Annotated in this window: 18 protein-coding genes; 14 read left to right on the top strand and 4 right to left on the bottom strand. The window is 60.8% G+C overall.

Features of this window, described 5'->3' with window-relative positions; all coding sequences use genetic code 11:
• Position 1: 1 nt before the first annotated feature.
• The 4 genes from DWV58_RS05025 (at position 2) to DWV58_RS05010 (ending at position 5,088) form a co-directional block, all read left to right on the top strand.
• Positions 2–844, top strand: a complete 843-nt coding sequence (locus DWV58_RS05025; protein ID WP_117776389.1) for a nucleotide exchange factor GrpE — start codon at positions 2–4, stop codon at positions 842–844.
• A 107-nt stretch (positions 845–951) separates the two neighbouring features.
• Positions 952–1,917, top strand: coding sequence for a DnaJ C-terminal domain-containing protein (locus tag DWV58_RS05020; RefSeq protein WP_006235211.1), 966 nt, complete (start codon positions 952–954; stop codon positions 1,915–1,917).
• A 72-nt stretch (positions 1,918–1,989) separates the two neighbouring features.
• Complete coding sequence (locus DWV58_RS05015; protein ID WP_006235210.1) at positions 1,990–2,406, top strand: heat shock protein transcriptional repressor HspR; 417 nt, start codon at positions 1,990–1,992, stop codon at positions 2,404–2,406.
• Positions 2,407–2,787: 381 nt separating this feature from the next.
• The gene (locus tag DWV58_RS05010; protein WP_117776388.1) at positions 2,788–5,088 is read left to right on the top strand and encodes a hydratase; all 2,301 of its coding nucleotides are present in this window, start codon (positions 2,788–2,790) and stop codon (positions 5,086–5,088) included.
• Positions 5,089–5,358: 270 nt separating this feature from the next.
• Here the strand turns inward: DWV58_RS05010 and DWV58_RS05005 are convergent, their stop codons facing one another.
• A complete protein-coding gene (locus tag DWV58_RS05005; protein WP_117640733.1) occupies positions 5,359–6,027 on the bottom strand; it encodes a hypothetical protein in 669 nt (222 codons plus the stop codon).
• Positions 6,028–6,261: 234 nt separating this feature from the next.
• On the opposite strand from DWV58_RS05005, the gene DWV58_RS05000 reads away from it, so the two are divergent.
• The 4 genes from DWV58_RS05000 (at position 6,262) to DWV58_RS04985 (ending at position 11,893) form a co-directional block, all read left to right on the top strand.
• Positions 6,262–6,933 (top strand): hypothetical protein, encoded by a 672-nt coding sequence (locus DWV58_RS05000; protein WP_147325196.1) that lies wholly within the window; start codon positions 6,262–6,264, stop codon positions 6,931–6,933.
• Between the two features lie 446 nt (positions 6,934–7,379).
• Positions 7,380–10,007 (top strand): ATP-dependent chaperone ClpB, encoded by a 2,628-nt coding sequence (gene clpB / locus DWV58_RS04995; RefSeq protein ID WP_117776386.1) that lies wholly within the window; start codon positions 7,380–7,382, stop codon positions 10,005–10,007.
• A 131-nt stretch (positions 10,008–10,138) separates the two neighbouring features.
• Complete coding sequence (locus DWV58_RS04990) at positions 10,139–10,333, top strand: hypothetical protein (protein WP_233505209.1); 195 nt, start codon at positions 10,139–10,141, stop codon at positions 10,331–10,333.
• 207 nt (positions 10,334–10,540) lie between these two features.
• A complete protein-coding gene (locus DWV58_RS04985; RefSeq protein ID WP_117776384.1) occupies positions 10,541–11,893 on the top strand; it encodes an ATP-binding protein in 1,353 nt (450 codons plus the stop codon).
• Positions 11,894–11,966: 73 nt separating this feature from the next.
• Here DWV58_RS04985 and DWV58_RS04980 read toward each other — a convergent pair whose 3' ends face one another.
• The 3 genes from DWV58_RS04980 to DWV58_RS04970 form a co-directional block, all read right to left on the bottom strand.
• Positions 11,967–13,439 (bottom strand): hypothetical protein, encoded by a 1,473-nt coding sequence (locus tag DWV58_RS04980; RefSeq protein WP_117776383.1) that lies wholly within the window; start codon positions 13,437–13,439, stop codon positions 11,967–11,969.
• Between the two features lie 233 nt (positions 13,440–13,672).
• Entirely contained in the window at positions 13,673–14,680 is a 1,008-nt protein-coding gene (locus DWV58_RS04975; RefSeq protein ID WP_117776382.1) for a DUF5692 family protein, read from the bottom strand.
• Between the two features lie 63 nt (positions 14,681–14,743).
• Positions 14,744–15,406, bottom strand: a complete 663-nt coding sequence (locus DWV58_RS04970; RefSeq protein ID WP_117776381.1) for a TetR/AcrR family transcriptional regulator — start codon at positions 15,404–15,406, stop codon at positions 14,744–14,746.
• A 190-nt stretch (positions 15,407–15,596) separates the two neighbouring features.
• On the opposite strand from DWV58_RS04970, the gene DWV58_RS04965 reads away from it, so the two are divergent.
• The 6 genes from DWV58_RS04965 (at position 15,597) to DWV58_RS04940 (ending at position 22,494) form a co-directional block, all read left to right on the top strand.
• Positions 15,597–18,374, top strand: a complete 2,778-nt coding sequence (locus DWV58_RS04965) for an FAD-dependent oxidoreductase (RefSeq protein WP_199585998.1) — start codon at positions 15,597–15,599, stop codon at positions 18,372–18,374.
• 34 nt (positions 18,375–18,408) lie between these two features.
• Positions 18,409–18,837, top strand: a complete 429-nt coding sequence (locus tag DWV58_RS04960; RefSeq protein WP_117776380.1) for a hydrogenase maturation nickel metallochaperone HypA — start codon at positions 18,409–18,411, stop codon at positions 18,835–18,837.
• Positions 18,838–19,211: 374 nt separating this feature from the next.
• A complete protein-coding gene (locus DWV58_RS04955; RefSeq protein ID WP_089573275.1) occupies positions 19,212–20,201 on the top strand; it encodes a PTS sugar transporter subunit IIB in 990 nt (329 codons plus the stop codon).
• 18 nt (positions 20,202–20,219) lie between these two features.
• The gene (locus tag DWV58_RS04950) at positions 20,220–21,038 is read left to right on the top strand and encodes a PTS mannose/fructose/sorbose transporter subunit IIC (protein ID WP_089573274.1); all 819 of its coding nucleotides are present in this window, start codon (positions 20,220–20,222) and stop codon (positions 21,036–21,038) included.
• Positions 21,039–21,054: 16 nt separating this feature from the next.
• Positions 21,055–21,975, top strand: a complete 921-nt coding sequence (locus tag DWV58_RS04945; RefSeq protein WP_117564942.1) for a PTS system mannose/fructose/sorbose family transporter subunit IID — start codon at positions 21,055–21,057, stop codon at positions 21,973–21,975.
• Between the two features lie 120 nt (positions 21,976–22,095).
• On the top strand, positions 22,096–22,494 hold the full coding sequence (locus DWV58_RS04940) for a DUF956 family protein (RefSeq protein WP_117564941.1): 399 nt from the start codon (positions 22,096–22,098) through the stop codon (positions 22,492–22,494).
• Positions 22,495–22,528: the final 34 nt, after the last annotated feature.

Here is a 22,528-nt window from a genome sequence, read left to right as displayed (position 1 = left end):
CATGTCCGCCCGTAAAGCTCGCACGGAGGCGGCTGCCGCTGGCGCCGCCCCCGTTGACTCTGAGGAGAAGGACGTGAAGATTCCCGTAGAGGCCGTCGACGATACCGAGGCCAACGAGGCCGAGGCCGCCGAGGCTGCCGAGAACCAGGTAGAGGATTCCAACAAGGAGGCGACGATGACCGAGGACGAGATGGTGGAAGCCGCTATCCGCGCCGGTGAGGAAGCCGCCGACAACGACTTTAAGCTCAAGTTCGAGCAGGCCCAAAAGGAGCTTGCCGACGTGCGCAGCGAGCTCGATGCTGCGGCAGAGGCTCAGAAGGCTGCCGAGGACAAGGCGAAGGACGCCACCGAGCGCACCGCCCGTTTGCAGGCCGACTGGGAGAACTTCCGTCGCCGCACCGCCAACGAGCGCATCGCCGAGCGCGACCGCGCGACTGAGAAGCTTGTCACCGCGCTGTTGCCGGTAATCGACGATATCGAGCGCGCGATCGACCATGCCCGCAGCCAAGAGCTTGCCGACGACTTTAAGCAGTTCGTCGATGGCGTCGATGCGGTGCATGCCAAGCTGCTCGATGTGTTTGCGCACGAGGGCGTTGAGCCCATCGACCCCAAGGGCGAGGCGTTCGATCCGCTCGAGCACCAGGCTGTGGGTCGCGTCGAGGACGCATCGCAGTACGACGAGACCGTCAACGACGTGTACCAGAAGGGCTACCGCATGGCGGATCGCATCCTGCGTTCCGCGATGGTGACGGTGACCTACGGTGGCGAGAAGCGCCCCGCACCGGAGCCCGAAGCGGCGCCCGAGGATGCTTCGGCCGATACGGCCGAGAGCACCGAGGAGTAATTGAGAAGGGCCCCGGGGCAACACCCGGGGCCCTTTCTGGCCTAGTGCCATATGAAAGCATGAGCCGCCGCCCGCTGGGCGGCGGATGAAACAGGAGAGGAGCTACGATGGCTGCAGGCAAAACCTTCTATGACATCCTGGGCGTATCCAAGAGCGCCTCCGACAAAGAGATCAAGAGCGCGTTTCGCAAGCTCGCGCAAAAATATCACCCCGATGCCGGCGGCGACGAGGCCAAGTTCAAGGAGATCAGCGAGGCCTACGAGACGCTTTCGGACGAGAAGAAGCGCAAAGAGTACGACCAGATGCTCATGTTTGGCGGCATGCCGGGCGCGGGCGGCGCATATGGCGGCGGCTACGGTGCCGGCGCGGGCGCCAGCGGCTGGGGCGACATCTTCGACAGCATCTTTAGCGGCAACGGCGCCTGGGGCAGCGATTGGGGCTCGGGCTTTGCCGGGGCTGCGGGCGCTGCCGGTGCCGGCGCGGGTCGCAGCCGCGCTCGCAAGGGCGGCGACCTGTCGCTGACCGTCGATGTTTCGGCCGAGGACGCGTTTCGCGGCGTGACGCACAAGGTCACCTATCGCATTCCCTCGACAGGCGAGCAGCAGACCATCACGGTCTCGGTGCCCGCGGGCGCGGTCGATGGCGGCAAGCTACGCTACAAGCGTCGCGGCGAGTATGGCGTTGCGGGTGGCGAGCGCGGCGACCTGGTCGTGACCACGCATGTGGAGGAGCACCCGCTGTTCAAGCGCAAAGGCGCCGACGTGACCATGGAGGTACCGGTCTCGGTCTACGAGGCGGCGCTCGGCTGCACGGTGGACGTGCCCACACCCGGCGGTGCGACGGTCCGTTTGAAAGTGCCCGCGGGTACCCAGACGGGCAAGAAGTTCCGCTTTAAGGAGATGGGAGCGCCCGACGTTAAGCACCGTGGCCGTACGGGCGCGCTGCTCGTCGAGATCAAGGTGCAGGTCCCCACGAACCTATCCGATGACGAGCGCGATGCCATGACCAAGCTGCGCGAGGCCGACACGCGCGACTATCGCGAGAAGGTCAACCGTTACAAGGCGACGTACTAGGGCGGTCGCGGCGCGCGCCCGCGCCCGCGGGCTTATGATGGACGATAACGAGACGGAAAGGGGTCAGGTAGCATGGCCGAGGACAATAGGAACAAACCGCTGTACATGATCAGCGTGGCGGCCGAGCTGACCGGCATGCATCCGCAGACTCTGCGCGTCTACGAGTCTAAGGGCCTGGTGAACCCCCAGCGCTCGGGCGGTAACACACGCCTGTATTCGCGTGCCGATATCGAGCGTCTGGAGCTCATCAACCAGCTGACTGACGAGGGTATCAACCTTGCCGGCGTGGTGCGCATTCTCGATATGAAGGAGCGTGCCGAGGAGCGCGAGCGCGAGAACGAGAAGCTCCGCGCTCGCGTGCGCCAGCTCGAGGATGAGCTGCACGAGTACAAGATGCAGAAGAAGATCACCGCCCTGGCCCCGCGCGATGGCTCGGTTAACCCCGAGCAAGTCATGCGCAAGCTACTGGGCGCCGGCGGAGATCTCTAGGTTCCGCCGTTCTACCGAACGGCCGACGCTGCGCGACGTCCGGAGCGACAATTTGTCATTCAAAAGGCAAGGCATGACCAGAAGGTCTATGCCTTGCCTTTTTCATGCCAACTTGTTCGCTCCGGACGTCGCTCGCTGTCCGTCCTCTACCTGCGGCGTTGCCTTGCTCCGGATGCGGTAGTCATTGGGGACGTTCTTAAATGACTAGTCGAAAGGGACACTCTTGCGCCAAATCTGCCGGCCCCACACCGGGCTCGTCCTTTGCTTTACTGAGATAAAGTGAACGCGCAGATTCGTAACCCGCTCGCAACCGTTCTATGGCACGATATTGAACGAATGTATGCTATGCGCCCGAGCCTTTCGGGCAGAGTGGGAGACAGTATGGTTAAGCTGTACGAGGACGGCATCTACCTGCGCGGCGGCAGCGAGGTTGTGCCTGCAGCCGAGGCCGCTGAGCGCGGCATTACGCAGACGCCCGAGGATGCCAAGCGCGGCACCATCGCGTATTCGATCCTTCAGGCACACAATACGTCCGGCGACCCCGAGGCGCTCAAGATTCGCTTCGACGCCATGGCGAGCCACGACATCACCTTTGTCGGCATCATCCAGACGGCGCGCGCCTCGGGCATGGAGCAGTTCCCGCTGCCCTACGTGCTCACCAACTGCCATAATTCGCTGTGCGCCGTGGGCGGCACCATCAACGAGGACGACCACGTCTTTGGCCTCTCTGCGGCCAAGAAGTACGGCGGCATCTTCGTCCCGCCGCACATCGCCGTCATCCACTCCTTTATGCGCGAGAACTTTGCCGGTTGCGGCAAGATGATCTTGGGTTCCGACTCGCACACCCGCTACGGCGCTCTGGGCACTATGGCCGTGGGCGAGGGCGGCGGCGAGCTGGCAAAGCAACTGCTGCGCGACACCTACGACGTCGCCTATCCCGGCGTTGTCGCCATCTACCTCACGGGCGCCCCGCGCCCCGGCGTCGGCCCGCACGACGTTGCGCTCGCCATCATCCGCGCTGTCTTTGCCAAGGGTTACGTCAAGAACAAGGTCATGGAGTTTGTGGGCCCCGGCATCGCGAGCATGACGACCGATTACCGCAACGGCGTCGACGTCATGACCACCGAGACCACCTGCCTGTCGAGCATCTGGGCCACTGACGAGGACACGCATGCATTCCTGACCATGCACGGCCGCGGCGACGACTACCGCGAGCTCAAGCCCGCCGATGTCGCCTACTACGACGGCTGCGTCGAGGTCGATCTGTCGAGCATCAAGCCCATGATCGCGCTGCCGTTCCATCCTTCCAACGGCTTTGAGATCGACGAGCTCAACGAGAACCTCGAGGACATCCTGCACGAGGTGGAGCTCGAGGCCGCTAAGATCGGCGAGGGTAAGACGCACTTTAGCCTGCTCGACAAGATCGTCGACGGCAAGCTGCACGTGCAGCAGGGCGTCATCGCCGGCTGCTCGGGCGGCAACTACGACTCCGTGGTTCAGGCTGCCCGCGTGCTCAAGGGCGCCAACACCGGCTGCGGCGAGTTCTCGCTGTCGGTCTATCCCACGAGCCAGCCCGTGGCGCTCGAACTTACACGTCGTGGCTATATCTACGACCTTATGGAGGCCGGCGCGATCGTGCGCACGGCGTTCTGCGGTCCGTGCTTTGGCGCCGGCGACACGCCTGCCAACAACGGCCTTTCGATCCGCCACACTACGCGCAACTTCCCCAACCGTGAGGGCTCCAAGCCGGGCAATGGCCAGTTGAGCGCCGTGGCTCTGATGGACGCTCGCTCCATTGCGGCGACGGCTGCCAACGGCGGCGTCCTGACGCCGGCGACCGACCTACCCGAGGAGACTTGGGACGAGGCCTGCGAGTACACCTTCGACGACGCTCCCTACAAGAAGCGCGTGTACTGGGGCTTTGACAAGGCTGAGCCCGCCGACGAGCTGGTCGAGGGCCCCAACATCAAGCCGTGGCCCGCGATGGAGCCGCTCGGCGACGATATCCTGCTCAAGGTTTGCTCCAAGATCATGGACCCGGTCACTACGACCGACGAGCTCATTCCCTCGGGCGAGACGAGCTCCTTCCGCTCCAACCCGCTGGGCCTGGCCGAGTTTACGCTGAGCCGCCGCGACCCGGCCTACGTGGGCCGTTCCAAGGAGGTTGACGCGGTAGAAAAGCGCCGCGTGGCCGGCGAGGCCACGGGCGACCTGGCGGCGCTCGATGCCGAGCTTGCCGGCGTGTTTGAGGCGCTGGCCGGCGCGGGCATCGCGGCCGATGCCAAGGCGACCGAGTATGGCTCCATGCTCTACGCCAAGAAGCCGGGCGACGGTTCTGCCCGCGAGCAGGCCGCGAGCTGCCAGCGCGTAATTGGCGGCCTGGCCAACATCGTCCACGAGTACGCCACCAAGCGCTATCGCTCCAACGTGATGAACTGGGGCATGGTGCCCTTCCAGATGGAGACGGAGCCCAACTTTGAGGTGGGCGACTACGTCTTTGTGCCGGGTATCCGTGCCGCGCTCGATGGCGACCTCAAGAACATCGCCGCCTACGTGGTGCGCGCCGACGGCACGGTCGAGCAGATTGAGCTTTACATTGCCGATATGACGGCCGAGGAGCGTGCCATCGTCAAGGCCGGCTGCCTGATCAACTACAACAAGTTCAAGGCCGCTGCCGAGTAACGCACTTAATTGTCCGCCCGGGGCCACCCTTTCCCGCCCGCTCACGCGCTTCGCGAGGGTCGCGTTCGGCAAAGGGTGGCCCCGGGCTACATTTCTGCGTTCTCGTTGGGTCTTGAGGGATGCTAATAAATAGACTTGCTTGATGCCGCCTCTTTTATTGGGGCGGCTTCTTTTTGTCGAAACCCACCACATTGGGGTCAGGCACCTTTGTGGTGGTGGGGGTGAGCTCAATGTCGGTGTGCACGTTGAGCGACATTCCAATAAGCGCCTCTACAGGATTTCATCCGGGTTGGCGGGTTTGGTTGTTTTGGGGATGCCGAGTTTGGAGGACGCGAAATCGTCAACATTGTCCTTAATTCCGTCTTTGGTGTAGACAGTGACCATATAGGTGCTGTGTCCGAATTCGCCCTTGTCGCGTGTTGCCCAGGCATCCCAGTAGGCGGCCCCGTTTCGCCCTTTGATTTTTCCGACACGGCGGAGTTCTGTTCGCTTTAATTTCTGGTTGCTATAGATGGTTCGACCGGCCTCCTCGGTGAGCCCGCACTGTCCAAGCATCTTGTCGAGGACTTGGTTCATGTGGCGCTCATCGGTGTTTGGTGCGTAGTCGTAGGCGAGGGTGATGGAGTCGAGTGGCTGGTCGTCGATTAGATAGTTTAGCGCCTGAGGTCCAAGGCAGAAATAGGGGGAGCATCCGTCGATCTGACCGAGCAGTGGCAACTTTGACTGCCAAATTCCGGTGGGAATTCCATCTTCGTAAAACACGCCGCGACAGATAAAGGAGAGCGAGGTGGCACGTGAGCCGGCGTCGACCATTCCGCATAAATCGAAGGGCGAGGTGATACCAAGGGAAAAGGGCGTGATGACGATAAGGAAGAGCATCACGATGGGTATGGCGAGAATGGCGATGACGTTGCGACCGGTGGAATGAGGCGGCTTCATATGCGCTCCTCGAGACAAAGATCTGTTGAGGATAGGCAGAAATAGATATGTTCAGAGAACAATTCAAGTTTAATCTCATGGCGCGAGATGGTCGACCGTTAGCGTCTAAAACCACCACAAAGGTGCCTGTCCCCTTTGTGGTGGTGAGGAGCGCGCGGCTTCTTTTGGTAATAGTGCTGGCTGGCGATATCATTAGTGCAGGTAGCGAAGGTTTGCGTTGCGAGGTGCTTTGCTGTGAGAAGTCCTGCCCGTATTGGATTGATTGTTTTGGCGCTTGCGATTGCCGTGGTTGGCGTGGGCACTGTCGGCATGGCGTTTCTACCTGCTGCGGTGACGGAGCCGGTGGTCAAGCCTGTGACTCAATCTGTCGAACTTCTGACCGGCGACGACAAGCCCGAGACCATTACCGTTGATTTTGATGAGCAACCGGCTGCGCTGGGCATTAGTAATTATCCACATATTCAGCTTGGGGCTATGCGCTATACCACGGATTCTAGTCTGATCGACAGGGCGTCCGAGCTGCTCAAGGGCAAAACCTTTAAGCGCTGGTATGGATATGCGTCCTATCGGGCAAAAGCGAACGACATGGTTGGCGGATGCCACTCTTCCATCGAGCTGGACACTGCAAACGGCGCAAAGTTATGTGATGTCTCGTACGATCCGGGCTACGAGGGCAATGAGGGTCCGGGCATCTACATCATGGACGGCGATGTCGCCTATGTCATGGAGGGCGACCAGACCGAGCTCAACGATTTTATGGGTCAGTGTATCCAAGATGCCTATAAACAGACCTGCTTGCCTGACCCGCAGACTGCACGCGATAGTGGGTCTGCCCGTACATGGCTGTTCGAGGATGAGATGCCCTGGACCGTCGAATCGGGAAGTACGGGTTCGGCGAAGGAGTAGAGACCGCGACTACCACAAAGGTACCCGTCCCCTTTGTAGTAGTTCTCGGTTTGTCTCGATCTGTAACATCTTGGCCGCTAAAAGTGGGCCTGGTGTTACAGATTTAGATTTTCGACTCAGGTGTCTTCGTTCGTCTCGATTTGTAACAGTTAGACCCTAATTTGCCGAGTAGATGTTACAGATTGAGACAAACGGTTGCCGCTGGTCATTTCATCTTGATCCGTAACATCTAGGATCAAAAATGGCTGCTAGATGTTACAGATCGAGACGGTAGTGCGCCTGGGCAGCGGCGGGCTGACATCTCAGTACCCTATCCATCAATCACTCAGAAAATCTTATATATAGAGACTTAGATTTGTGTATAAGATCGTACAAAGCTGGCAACAATACTTCTCGAACAACGTGAAGCCGCCCCGTAGGGCGGCCGCCCCAAGAGAGGTGATTCCATGAGAATCGATAAGCTAGCAATGACGTCGCGCGAGGCGTTGCAGACTGCCATGGGCATCGCCGCCGACGCACAGGCCGGCGCGGTGGAGCCCATCCACCTGCTGTCCGCCCTGCTCGGTGCCGGCGAGCGCAACATTTCCGTGATCATCGAGCGCATCGGTGCCGACCCGGTCCAGCTTGCGCGCGCCACACAGGATGCCATCGACCACGCGCCCAAGGTTTCGGGCGAGGGCCAGCAGATGGGTCTTTCCAATGAGCTCGTCCGCGTCATCGAGAAAGCCGAGAAAAAGGCCACCAAGATGGGCGACAGCTTTGTGGTGACCGAGCATCTGCTGATGGCGCTTGCCGAGGACAAGGGCGACGCGGGCCGTGTGCTGCGCGACGCCGGCGTTACCAAGGAGCGTATCGAGCAAGTCTACGAGGAGCTGCGCGGCGATGACCGCGTGACGTCTGCCGAGGACAAGACACAGTTTGAGGCGCTGGAGCAGTACGGTCGCAACATCTGCGACCTCGCCCGCGCCGGCAAGCTCGACCCGGTCATCGGCCGTACCGACGAGATTCGCCGCACCATCCAAGTCCTGTCCCGCCGCACTAAGAACAACCCCGTGCTCATTGGCGAGCCGGGCGTCGGCAAGACGGCCATCGTCGAGGGCATCGCCCAGCGTATCGTGGCCGGCGACGTGCCGAGCACCCTGCGCGATCGCGACCTCATCGAGCTCGACATGAGCGCGCTGGTCGCCGGCGCCAAGTATCGTGGCGAGTTCGAGGACCGCTTGAAGGCCGTGCTCAAGGAAGTGCAAAAGTCCGAGGGCAAGGTCATCCTGTTCATCGATGAGCTCCACACCATCGTGGGCGCGGGTGCCACCGAGGGCTCCATGGACGCCGGCAACATCCTGAAGCCGGCGCTTGCCCGTGGCGACCTGCACGCGATCGGAGCGACTACGCTCGACGAGTACCGCAAGTACATCGAGAAGGACGCGGCACTCGCCCGTCGTTTCCAGACTGTTATGGTGAGCGAGCCTACCGTCGAGGACACCATCTCCATCCTGCGTGGCCTCAAGGAGAAGTACGAGATCTTCCACGGCGTGCATATCACCGATAGCGCGCTCGTGGCAGCTGCCGACCTCTCCGATCGCTACATCGCCGACCGTTTTCTGCCCGACAAGGCCATCGACCTGGTCGATGAAGCGGCAAGCCGCCTGCGCATGGAGCTCGACAGCATGCCGGTCGAGATCGATGCCACCACGCGTCAGCTCACTCAGCTGCAGATTGAGGAACAGGCGCTCATGAAGGAGACCGACGAGGCCTCCAAGGAGCGTCTGGAGGCTCTGCGCCAAGAGATCGCTGAGGTCCAAGAAAAGCTCAACGTGCAAAAGGCCGGCTGGCTCAACCAGAAGAACGCTATCGACCACGTGCAGGAGCTCAAGGGGCAGCTCGACGAGGCCAAGAGCGAAGAGGAGCGTGCGACGCGCAACGGCGACCTGGGCCGTGCGTCCGAGCTGCGCTACTCCGTGATTCCGGGCCTGCAGCAGCAGATTCAGGATTCCGAGGCTGCGCTCGAGGCGCAAAAGCAGCAGGACGGCGAAGGCCTCAACGAACAGGTGACCTCCGATGAGATCGCTGAGGTCGTGAGCGCTTGGACCGGCGTGCCCGTCTCCAAGATGATGCAGGGCGAGCTCGACAAGCTGAAGGGCTTGGAGGGCGAGCTGCATAAGCGCGTCATCGGCCAGGACGAGGCGGTCTCCGCTGTCGCCGCGGCCGTGCGTCGCAGCCGTGCGGGCCTCTCCGATCCGGACAAGCCCATCGGCAGCTTCTTCTTCCTGGGCCCCACCGGCGTGGGCAAGACCGAGCTCGCCAAGGCGCTTGCCGAGTGCCTGTTCGATGACGAGCGTGCGCTCGTGCGTATCGACATGTCCGAGTACATGGAGAAGTTCAGCGTCCAACGTCTGATCGGTGCGCCTCCGGGATACGTGGGTTACGACGAGGGCGGCCAGCTTACCGAGGCCGTGCGCCGTCGTCCGTACTCCGTGATTTTGCTCGACGAGATGGAGAAGGCTCATCCGGATGTCTTTAACGTGCTGCTGCAGGTGCTTGATGACGGCCGTCTGACCGATGGCCAGGGTCGCCAGGTGTCCTTCAAGAACACGATCATCATCATGACGTCTAACGTGGGCTCCAAGGCCATCGCCGATCTGTCCGGTAAGGACGAGGAGGAGATGCGCCATCAGGTCGACGCCGCCATGGCTCAGACCTTCCGCCCCGAGTTCCTCAACCGTATCGACGATATCGTGGTGTTCCATCCGCTCGGCATGGCGCAGATCGAGAAGATCGTCGACATCCAGCTTGCCGACGTCCGCGCGCGTCTGGCCAAGGAGCGCATGACGCTTGCCATCACCCCGGCGGCCAAGCAGATGCTCGCCGTGGGTGGCCTGGACCCCGTGTTCGGTGCCCGTCCGCTCAAGCGCCTGGTCCAGCGCGAGGTCGTGGACGCCATCGCCGCCGCCATCATCGACGGTACGGTGCGCGAGGGCGATCAGGTGACGGTCGATGCCGACAAGGACGGCGGCTTTACCGTCGTGTGCGACAACACGCCGTCTGCTACCTACGAGGTCCCCGACGCGCAGTAGGTTTTTGGCGCATGCCTTACAATCTGCCTTTTGAGCCGAACGCCAAGGGCGGCGGATCCAATGGGGTCCGCCGCCCTTTTTCGTGCGACAATCGATGATGCTGAACGGATGCGATGCAAGGAGCTATGCAGATGAAAGACGAGATCAAGACAAGCGCGCCGGCGACCGATGCTGCACCCGCCGCACCCAAGCCTGCGCCTAAGCCGGCACCCAAGCCGCGCGATCCCTACATCCGCGCCGAGAACGAGGACGACGACGGCTACGATCCTTATAGCGATCGTCGCCCCGAGCGCGAGCCCCTCTTCGAAGCTGACCCCTGGCGTTAAGTAGCTCATTTGGGACGGGGCTTTTTAGCTACTTTGTTTTCGGCTAGAGGCGTTCATGCCTGCCCCCCTCGGCCGCTCGATATCCTCCGGGAGGGGCCACTAATAGAAAACTTGCTTATCCATTAATCAAGATACGCATAATCTTGCTCTCCTGCTAATCAAGAATCGTTATAATCTTGATTAGCAGGAGAGCAAGATTGGAGAATTATGGCATTCAACGACTTGGTGGCTCAAAAAATAAAGGACTTTGAGCAACAGGGGATTCCGCAGGTCTTTGAGCGCGACCTTGATCTGGGCAACCCGCAGGAGCCAAAGCGCGACAACATCGTATATGTGATTGTGGGCGCCCGTCGTTGTGGAAAGACGTATCGCCTGTATCAGGAGATGCGGCGGCTTCAGGGCCAAGGCGTCGAGCTTGACCGGATGCTATATTTCAATTTTGAGGATGAGCGCTTGCGTCCGTATGAGCCATCGCTACTAGCGGACGTGCTCGATACATTCTATGCACTATATCCTGCTGCTCGAGGCGAGGGCGCCTACCTTTTCTTTGACGAGATCCAGGAAATACCCGAATGGGGTGCGTTTCTGCGACGCGTGGTCGATACGGAGAAGGCGACCGTTTACGTGACGGGATCTTCTTCTAAGATGCTGTCCTCAGAACTTAAGAGCGAGTTCAGGGGCCGTTCTCTTGTGCGAGAGCTTTTTCCGTTGAGTTTTTCGGAATACGTCCGATATAAGACGGGGAGCGTTCCTGAGTCGAACGCACCCTTCTCCTCGAGCGATGCGGCGTTGCTCCGACACCATCTGGTCGGATATCTCGAGCGAGGGGGATTCATCGCGACACTTGAGCAGACGCCCGCAGACGCGATTCAGCTGCTACAGGAATATGCGTCGCGAACGGTCGCCATGGACGTCGTTGAACGTTACGACGTCAAGAACCCCCGTTTGGCCTCGCTGTTTCTGGCGCGGTGCATGGCATCTTCGGGACGAGAGCTGTCAGTGAACAAAGTGTACAACGAGTTCAAGAGCAGACAGATATCCGTCAGTCGAAATACGCTCAGCGACTTACTTGAGTATTACGAGGACGCCTACCTGCTGTTTTCGGTGCCGGAGTTCACGCGTTCGCTTGCAAATAATACGCGGTCTGCGTCTAAGGTCTACGCCGTCGATCCTGCGATGTTCGGAGCGTTCTCCCCCGCATCGGCATTGGATCAGGGTCAGAGGCTCGAGACCGCGGTGTTCAATGCGCTCAGAAGAAGGACCCCCGCCGTGCGGCCCGGTTCGGTTTGCCGCCTGCTGATTAAAGATAAGAATAAAAGCCATGAGGTGGACTTTGTGGCTGGGGATGCACTGCTCATGCAGGCTTACGGCCTGATTCAGGTAAGTGTGGATATGACAAGCGAGAAAACGCGCGAGCGCGAAATTGCCGCGCTCGATGCCGCGATGGCCCAGTTTGATCTTGGCGAGTCGGCAATCGTTACCATGGATGAGCAGGCCGATATTCCATGCAAACACGGCGTGGTACATGCTGTGCCCGCATGGAAGTGGCTCCTTTCCTAATCGTCTATGGATTTGCGAGGCCAGGACCTCCTGGCCCCTTCATCACGGTTGGGGAGCACCATGATGCGCCCGGCTAGTCCTGGGCCTTGATGCTCGGCAGGAGAATCTGGGCGAGGTGGTCGGTCTCGAGTTTGGTCGCGGCGTCGGCCTTGCCGTCTTTGCCGACCAGTACGTTCTTGATCTGGCTATAGGTGTAGCGGTTGCCGGTCGTGAGCTCGACAAGCTCAATGGCCGAGTCCATGGGGTAGGTCGACACGGGATTCTGCGTCCGTCCGTTGATGGTCTGGGGCACCACGTACGGATAGACGGGGCCGCTGGCGTAGACGGTATAACCGTTGCCTAGATTGGCCGCACCCAAAACCGTATCGCCCTCATCGGGCGTAAAGCTCTCGCCCTCGCGCACCGCGACGAGCGTCACAATCGGCGTATCGCTGTCGCCGGCAAGATAGATGCATAGCGTGCTGCCATTTTGCCAAGTCTCGACCTTGCCGTACCATTCGACGGGGATATCGAGCTGGTAGAGGTCGGTTGCCTTGTGACGGGCGTCGGCATCACGGGCCGCCTGTGCCTTTTGCGCGCTCACGGCATTGACGGCGGCGTCGCGCCGCGCGGTTGCCGCCTGCTGGAGCGCCTTGGCGGTGGCGGCGGAGCTCGCGCCTCCCTCCTCGGCATATTTGGCGGCGGCATCGATCTGGTCGTCGGTTACCGTGTCGGCCGAAGGCACCTTAAGCTTAAAGGCGGCCTGGCTGCTTAGGTCTTGTCCGTCGCTCTTGATCGTGACCTGCGCCTTGGTGGTCGGCACGGTATAGACGGTGCCGTCGGACGCGATGGGGGAGGCGGCAATGGAGAGCGTGTAGTTACCGGGTAGCAGTTTGATGCCACGGCCGTGCTCGTCAACATAGAGTGTTTCGCTCACAGAGGAGCCGTCAGAATCCTGGCCGCTCACCTGTACGGGAATCTTGGAGCCGGTGGAACAGTCGAGCCCCGCGGCATGTACACCAATCTGCACCGACATCATCGTGTGGGCATTGGCGGCGGCGATGGCAGCCTGCTCTTGCCGGTATCCGTTCCAGGCTGCGTAGCCTGCGCCGCCGGCGACGAGCGCAACGACCACAGCGCCGGCGACCATCAGATTGCGGCGCTTGGGCGACATCTTGCGATGGCGAACCTCGGCCTCGCGTGCCGAGGGAACGGACGGCAGGGGAATATCGCCCATGGCGATGGTCTCGTCCACGGCAGGCGCGGAGCCTAAGCCAGGGAGCTCGCGGGTGAGCGAGTCGTCGGCAGGCAAGCTGCCAAGCAGGACGGTCTCTTCTCCCGAGTCGGATTCCGGCTGGTCATCGTCCTTGCTATCGTCCTCTTCGGCTTCGGCCTCGTCAGGAGCGTCTTTGGCGTCGCTGTCTTCGTGCGCCTCGTCCTGCGTGTCGACGGCCGAATCGCTAAACGAGAGCTCGTCTAGCGCAATCCGGTCAAGGCTCTCCAGGGCCTCGGCACATGCTTCCGCATCCTGGACCGCATCCTCGCGGCCACACATCTCATCGCTCATATATCCCCCAATGCAATATCGGCTCAACACTGTACCCAAAAATGGAGCCATATAAAGCGAATGCGAAATATAAGATCCGATTTAACCCGAGCACATCGTTCAGCCGCATCCTCGCGGCAGCAAAAAGCCCCCGGAACGCGAACGAATCACATTCCGGGGGGCTCTGCAATGCGTTGAGTTGCGCGGAGCCGGCTACGCCGCTTCGTGCTCAAACGATGTTTGCGTCAGGCACGTTACTCGGCGTGAGCGTAGTCAACCTTGGCGCGGCGGGCGGTGGCCTTCTCCCAATCGCTGGTGCCCTCAAAGACATCCTGCTTGTAGGGATTGCGGCCGAGCTTCTTGGCGCGGTAGGCGATGTAGATGATCGCGGCGACGTTGGCGACCAGTGCGGCGATCGAGACCGCGGTAGCGGCGCTGGGGTCGAGCGTGGAGTGGGTCACAAAGATGGACTCCTCCTGGAAGAACGGGAACACCTGGGCAAACATGCACCAAATAGCCAGCGTAAAGGCGCGGTTCTGGATCCAGCCGCCCTTGTTCCAGATAAAGGCGGCGACGGTGGGCGCCAGCAGCAGCGCAAAGCCGCAGAACCAGGAGTGGGTGGGCAGACAGTTGTAGGTGTAGCAGAAGTTCCAGATATCGTAGGCGATGATGTAGACCCAGGTCATATCGGGCCACAGCATGTCGGTCTGATCCTCGGAGGCGTAGACGCTCCACCAACCGGTCATGCAGAAGATGTTGATGATACCGGCGATGCCGTTGAACACGTTGTTCCAGCCGGCCAGCTGCGTAGCACCTTCGGAGGTGACCCAGGTGGACTCGCCCAGGACAAAGAAGTGATAAGCGCTCTCGAAGTCGGACACGACGGCGATCATGATGTTGATGGCGACGATCACAAACGGCCATGCGCGGAACCAATGCGCCTTGCCGATCTTGCCCCACTGGTACTTAATGGCAATGAAGCCCCAGCAACCGGCCAGCGCCGCGTATACCTTGGCGTAGTGGAACCAGCTGTTCTGGTACACATGGGTGGGGTTGGTGAGCGCCCATTCGGCACCCTGCGAAACGCCGACGGCGATGGCGATGCAGTAGATGGTCATGGCCAGCGGAGCCACGCCAAAGATGATGGCCGCGCCCAGCTTGGTGCGCCTGCCTACCTCGTTGAGCACGATCAGGCCAATAAAGACCATGGCCCAGCCGGCCCAGTGGATAAGGGTATTGCTACCCCAAACATCGAACAGCATGCTGCTCTCCTTTCACAAGCCCGCGGCCCCTCTTCTGATCGCGGGCAGTTTGGCCAAATGTCGTCAGTTCTGGGGCTTGCGCTCCGGATACTTGGCGGTATAGCCCTCGATGTGGAGTGTCGAGGCGATGATTTCCTTGACCGTCTCGTCGGGCACATCGGGGTGCGTGCGGATATACATCAAAAGACCCATGATGAGGGTGTAGAACGTCTCGTAGACATGGTCGATGCGTAGCTCATGATGGGCGACAAAATCCACCACGGTGGTATCGCAGATATACTGCGCCACGCGCTGGACCACGTTGTGCAAAAAGCCGCCGTAGAGCGCGCCGCTGCTCGAGGTGAGCGTGCTCGGCAGCTCGTGGCCGCTGGCGACCAGGCGTTTAAAGAGCGGGGCGACGGTGTCGAGCGCGCCCTCGATATCACCAACGGTGCGGCCGGCATTCCACGTCTCGAGCTCGGAGATAAAACCGTCGATTGCCTCGTCCATGACGGCGGTGACGGCGGCGTCCATGTCGGCGAAGTAGTGGTAGAACAGCGAGCGCGTGCAGCCGGCTCGCTTGGTTACGGCCGAGACGGATAGGTGGGACACGCCCAGCTCGGAGCTTACGGTGCGCACGGCATCGAGGATCTCGCGACGGCGTTCGTCGCCCGTCAGGCGCTTTGCCGTGCTGTCGGACGCGAGGACGGCATCAGCCACAGAGATGTTTGCCGTGTTATCGCTCATGCGTTTGCCGCCTTTCATCCGTTTGGGCCCGACCGTTCGCCTAACAGTCTTGAATATTGTTGACGGTTCGTCAATACTGTTTTTGACACAATGTCAACAATAGCGGGTGAACGGCATGGGGGCATGCCCGGCCTGCAAAAAAAGAGGGGCGCTGCGGTCTCGCCGGGCTGCGGCAAGAGAAGGGATAACCATGATTCTCAACGGACCGGGGATTAGCTATACCGAGCCCGATATCGGCGCGGAGTTCGTGCCGCCGATACCGGAGCATCCGCGCGAGGCCATCGTCAAACTGTGTGAGCACTGCACCAACCGCCTGTTGCACCGCGACGAGCTGCTGGGCTACGAGTACTGGTCGTTTGCCGAGGCCGCAACCGACGAGCAGGCCGAAGTGCTCTGCAAGATGAAGATGCGCCGTCCCTATACGCTGCCCGAGATGGTCAAGCTCACCGGCATGCCCGAGGCCCAGATCGAAAAAATGCTCGATGACATGAGCTACACGGGTCTGCTCGAGTACAACTGGGAAAACCCCGAGCGCGCCAAGCAGTGGGTGCTGCCCATGCTGGTGCCGGGTTCTGCCGAGTTCCTCAACATGCGCATGGGCCAGCTCGAGGAGCACCCGGTCTATGCTAAGTTCTTTGAGCAGGCGTCCAAGGGACCGCTGTCCAAGGCCACGCCGATGGTGCCGCCTGGCGGTGCCGGCATCGGCATGCATGTCATTCCGGTCGAGAAGGCCATCGATGCCGCGAGCACCTCGGTGCCGATCGAGCATATCGAGCATTGGCTCGACAAATACGAGGGTAAGTATGCCGCCAGCACTTGCAGCTGCCGCGCGAGCCGTCGCGTGATGGGAGAGGGCTGCGCCGACGACCCGGCCGATTGGTGCATCGCCGTGGGCGATATGGCCGACTACGTGGTCGAGACCGACCGCGGCCATTATGTGACGCGCGAGGAGGTCTACGACATCCTGCGCCAGGCCGAGGACAACGGCTTTGTGCACCAGATCACCAACATCGACGGTGAGAACAAAATCTTCGCCATCTGCAACTGCAACGTCAACGTGTGCTACGCCCTGCGCACTTCGCAGCTGTTCAACACGCCCAACCTGTCGCGCTCAGCCTATGTCGCCAAGGTCGAGAAGGACAAGTGCGTGGCCTGCGGTCGCTGCGTTGAGGTGTGTCCGGCCGGCGCCGCCAAACTGGGCCAGAAGCTTTGCAGCAAAAAGGCCGGCGGCCGCGTGCCCGAGTATCCGCGCCAGGAGCTGCCCGATGCCACCAAGTGGGATCACACCAAGTGGTCGCCCAACTACCGCAACGACAACCGCATCGAGACGCACGAGTCTGGCACCGCGCCCTGCAAGACGGCTTGCCCCGCTCACGTTGCCGTTCAGGGCTACTTAAAGCTTGCGGCGCAGGGCCGCTACGACGAGGCTCTGGCGCTCATCAAGCGCGAGAACCCGCTGCCCGCTATCTGCGGCCGTGTGTGCAACCGCCGCTGCGAGGATGCCTGCACCCGCGGTCGCGTGGACGAGGCCGTGGCTATCGACGAGGTCAAGAAGTTTATCGCCCAGCGCGATCTGGATGCCGCGACTCGCTATGTCCCGCCTGTGGTGACCCCGACGCGTGCCGGCGGCTTCGACCAGAAGATCGCCATCATCGGCGCCGGTCCGGCCGGCCTGTCCTGCGCTTTCTACCTGGCCGAGAAGGGCTACAAGCCCGTCGTGTTCGAGAAGAACGAGCGCCCGGGCGGCATGCTCACCTATGGCATTCCGAGCTTTAAGCTGCAGAAGGACGTTATCGAGGCCGAGGTCGAGGTCATTCGCCTGATGGGCGCCGAGTTCCGCTATGGCGTGGAGGTCGGTCGCGATGTGACGCTCGACGAGCTTCGCGCGCAGGGCTTTAAGGCCTTTTACGTGGCCATTGGCTGCCAGGGTGGCCGCCTTGCCGGTATTCCGGGCGAGGATGCCGAGGACGTGACCGTGGCCGTCGACTTTTTGCGCGAGGTCAACAGCGGCAAGATCGACGCGCTGCCCGGGCGCACCATCGTGGTGGGCGGCGGCAACGTGGCCATCGACGTCGCGCGCAACGCCTGCCGTCTGGGTTCCGAGCACGTTGAGATGTTCTGCCTGGAGAGCGAGGCCCAGATGCCTGCCAGCGAGGAGGAGCGTCGCGAGGCCATCGAGGATGGCGCTCACATCAGCTGCGGCTGGGGCCCCAAGGAGATTCACCTGGACGAGGCCGGTCGTGTGTGCGGTATCACCTTCAAGCGCTGCACGCGTGTCTTTGACGACGAGGGCCGTTTTGCGCCCGAGTATGACGAGAACGACTTGCGCCGTGTCGATGCCGACCGTGTCGTCATGTCGATTGGCCAGTCCATTGTGTGGGGCGACCTGCTGGCTGGCTCCAAGGTGGAGCTCGGCCGCGGCCAGGGTGCCCTTGCCGATCCGCAGACGTACCAGACCGCCGAGCCCGACATCTTTGTGGGAGGCGATGTCTACACCGGTCCCAGCTTTGCCATCGACGCCATCGCCGCCGGTCACGAGGCTGCTGTGTCCATCCACCGCTTTGTGCAGCCGGGCTCCACGCTCACCATCGGCCGCAACCAGCGCCGCTACACCGCGCTTGACCGTGACGACGTCGTGATCGAGAGCTACGACAACGCGAGCCGCGAGGTTGCGCATGTGGACCGCGAACGCGAGAAGGCCGCGCCGTTTAGCGAGTACGTCGAGACCTTTACCGAGGAACAGGTGCGCGCCGAGACCGCTCGCTGCCTGGGCTGCGGCGCCTCGATCGTCGACCCCAACAAGTGCATCGGCTGCGGTCTGTGCACCACCAAGTGCGCGTTCGACGCCATCCATCTGGATCGCGACCGCCCCGAGTGCTCAACGATGGTCAAATACGAGCAAAAGCTTCCCAGCCTGGGCAAGTACGCACTCAAGCGCGCCATCAAGATCAAATTCGGTCGCAAGTAAGTAGTCATAACGGGAACGGCGGAAGGAATTAAAAGTGCACGAGCTCGGGATTGTTTACCACATCATTCGTGATGTCGAGAATGTGGCGCGCGCCAATGGCGTGAGTCGCGTTTCGAGCGTGACGCTGCTCCTGGGCGAGGTCTCGGGCGTCGTTCCCGATCTGCTGCTTGATGCTTGGCGCTGGGCGGCAGATAAAAAGCCTATCACGCAGGGCGCGGAGCTTATCATGGAGCCTGTCGAGGCCGTGACGCATTGCGAGGCGTGCGGCTGCGACTACGCGACGGTCGAGCACGGCAAGACCTGCCCCCATTGCGGTAGCGGCGAGACCTATCTGCTGCAGGGCCAGGAGGTCATGATCAAGCAGATCGAGACCCCCGACGAGGACCCGACAGACGCTGTCCCCGACGGCCTATCCGATGCCCCCGACGCCGTCGACGCCGCCAACCCCCTCCACATCGCCTAACTAAGTCGTTGGGGACGTTCTTAAACGACTAGTCATTAAAGAACGTCCCTAACGACTACTTTGCTAGAGCATATTTCTTACCATTAGTCAAGCACCATCTGTTTAAACGAAATAGCCTCAACCCGAGCACATTTGTGTCTGTTTAAAACCGGCAATAATGAACAGCGTGCTCAATTCGGTCATGTAAATAGATCAGCTATCAATCCTCAGCAGCAAATCAGCCAAAATACTGGAATGTAATCAGCTTGTAACAAAACTAGACGTTTAAACAAATAATGCTACCTTTTGCAGTTTTTCAAACAATTCTGCTGTATTTGCAGCTATACTCCATAACTGTCGTGTAGGAATTACGTAGACAAAAAGGAGGTTATGTGATGGTAAGTATTGTTCTTGCTAGCCATGGTGACTTGGCGGCTGGAATCAAGCAGACGGGCTCGATGGTCTTTGGCGATCAGCCGTCTGTAGCCGTGGTCTCGCTCGAGCCGAGCATGGGCCCCGACGACTTCCGAGCCAAGGTCGAGGAGGCAATCGCTTCCTTCGAGGACCAGGAGCAGGTGCTCTTCCTCGTTGATCTGTGGGGCGGCACGCCCTTCAACCAGATCAGCGGTCTCATCGAGGGCCATGATTCCTGGGCTATCGTCACCGGTGTCAACCTGCCTATGCTCATCGAGGCATATTCGCAGCGCTTTGACGCAAAGAACACTGCACATGCGATCGCAAAACATCTCGTGACTGAGGCTAAGGCCGGCGTGCGCGTCAAGCCCGAGTCTCTGGAGCCCGAGGAGAAGAAGCCGGCTGCGGCCGCCGCTGCTCCTGCGGGTGCCATTCCTCCGGGAACGGTGATCGGCGACGGGCACATCAAGATCGCCCACGTCCGTATCGACACGCGTCTGCTGCATGGTCAGGTGGCCACCACGTGGACCAAGCAGATCAACCCCAACCGCATCATCGTGGTCTCCGACGGCGTTGCTCACGACGAGCTCCGCAAGACCATGATCGAGCAGGCTGCCCCTCCGGGAGTCCACGCCAACGTCGTGCCCATCAAGAAGATGGCCGAGGTCGTCAAGGACACGCGCTTTGGCGACACCAAGGCGATGCTGCTGTTCGAGAACCCGCAGGATCTGCTCAGGGCCATCGAGGCCGGCGTCGACATCAAGGAAGCCAACATCGGTTCCATGGCCCACTCCAAGGGCAAGGTCGTCGTCACCAACGCTGTCGCTATGGGCGATGACGATGTCAAGACCATCGAGGCTCTCAAGGCCAAGGGCGTCAAGTTCGAGGTCCGCAAGGTTCCTTCGGATTCCTCCGAGGATCTCGACGCCATGTTGAAGAAAGCAAAGGCCGAACTGGCCGCTCAAGCATAGTAAAGGAGGGTCCGATACATGTCTGCAATCACTATTCTGCTTGTTGCGATTGTCGCGTTGCTTGCCGGTATGGAAGGCATTCTGGATGAGTTCCAGTTCCATCAGCCGCTCGTGGCATGCACGCTTATCGGTCTCGTAACCGGTCACCTTCAGGAGGGCATCCTCCTGGGCGGTTCGCTCCAGATGATGGCCCTTGGCTGGGCTAACGTCGGCGCCGCCGTCGCGCCTGACGCCGCTCTGGCCTCGGTCGCTTCTTCGATCATCATGGTGCTCGCCCTCAACGGTGGCGCCACCGATTCGGCCAAGGCCGTTACCGCCGCCATCGCCGTCGCCGTCCCGCTGTCGGTCGCTGGTCTGTTCCTGACCATGATCTGCCGTACCCTGGCTACCGCTATGGTTCACGGCATGGACGCCTGCGCCGAGAAGGGCGACTTCGCCGGCATCGAGCGTTGGCAGTACGCCGGCATCCTCATGCAGGGTGTTCGTATCGCCATCCCGGCAGTACTTCTGTGCATCATCCCGGCCGAGGCTGTTACCAACGCGCTTAACGCTATGCCCGATTGGCTGTCCGGCGGCATGGCTGTCGGCGGCGGCATGGTCGCTTCCGTCGGTTACGCCATGGTCATCAACATGATGGCCACCAAGGAGACCTGGCCGTTCTTCATCCTCGGCTTTGTCCTTGCTGCCATCCCTCAGCTCACGCTGATCGCCCTTGGCCTCATCGGCATCTCCCTTGCCCTCATCTACCTTGGCCTTAAGGATCTGGCCAAGCAGGGTGGCGGCATGGGCGGTGGCTCCGGTGACCCGCTCGGCGACATTCTGAACGATTACGAGTAGGAGGGGAGTGATACATATGGCAGAGAACAAGATTCAGCTCACCAAGGCTGACCGTAAGAAGGTTTGCTTCCGTCATCAGTTCCTTCAGGGCTCGTGGAACTACGAGCGTATGCAGAACGGCGGCTGGTGCTTCGCAATGATCCCTGCGATCAAGAAGCTCTACACCAGCAAGGATGACCAGATTGCCGCTCTTAAGCGCCACCTGGAGTTCTATAACACCCACCCCTATGTTTCCGCCCCCGTCATTGGCGTTACCCTCGCCCTCGAGGAGGAGCGCGCCAACGGTGCTCCGATTGACGACGTCGCCATTCAGGGCGTCAAGGTCGGTATGATGGGCCCGCTCGCCGGCGTCGGCGACCCCGCCTTCTGGTTCACCCTTCGCCCGATTCTGGGTGCACTGGGCGCTTCCCTGGCCCTGTCCGGCAGCATCGCCGGTCCGCTGCTGTTCTTCTTCGCGTGGAACATCATCCGTTACGCCTTCCTGTGGTACACGCAGGAGTTTGGCTACAAGGTCGGCTCCTCCATCGCCAAGGACCTCTCCGGCGGTCTGATGGGCAAGGTCACCGAGGGTGCTTCCATCCTGGGTATGTTCATCATCGGCGCCCTGGTCGAGCGCTGGGTGTCCATCTCCTTCACCCCGGTCGTCTCCAAGGTCACGCAGTCCGCTGGCGCCTATATCGACTGGGCCAACCTGCCCGCCGGTTCTGAGGGCATCAAGCAGGCATTGACGATGTACAGCTCTGTCGGTGCCAACGCACTCGACCCGGTGAAGGTCACCACGCTTCAGGCCAACCTCGATCAGCTCATCCCCGGCCTTGCCGCCGTGTGCCTGACCCTTCTGGTCTGCAAGCTCCTCAAGAAGAAGGTCAGCCCGATCGTCATCATCCTGGCTCTCTTCGCCGTCGGCATCATCGGTCGCGTCTGCGGCTTCATGTAAGCACGCTTCGGCTTAAGACCGAGAGTTGCTAGGCAAGGGCTTTTGAGCCATTGAAACGGACCGCACCCGGTGGGTACACTGGATGCGGTCCGATTGTTTTTATTGGAGGGCGAGGCGCGTATGGCGCAATCTCAGAACAGCACGGTCGATCTGGCAACGCCGGCAACCTGCCTGATGGGGCTTACCAGTCACGGTAACGTGATGGTGGGCAATAAGGCGTTTGAGTACTATAACGAGCGTAATCCCGAGGATTATATCCAAATCCCGTGGGACGAGGTCGACTATATTGCCGCCGAGGTTTTGCGCGGCACCAAGAAGATTACGCGTTTTGCCATCTTTACCAAAGAGAATGGCCACTTTACGTTTTCGACGCGCAATGACAAGGAAACGCTTCGCGCGGTGCGTAAGTACATTGACGAGGACAAGCTCGTTCGTTCGCCCGACTTTATTGACGTGACCGCCAAGGGCGCCAAGAGCATCCCCTCTGTCATCAAGAACCTTTTCCACAAAGGCAACTAGCCATTGGTAGTGGTGTAAATCTGCTACACTAGTA

This window comes from Collinsella sp. AF11-11, assembly GCF_003465485.1.
Classification (GTDB): Bacteria; Actinomycetota; Coriobacteriia; order Coriobacteriales; family Coriobacteriaceae; genus Collinsella.
The sequence above is the reverse complement of the archived record's forward strand: the minus strand, read 5'-3'. Positions and strand labels throughout refer to the sequence as shown.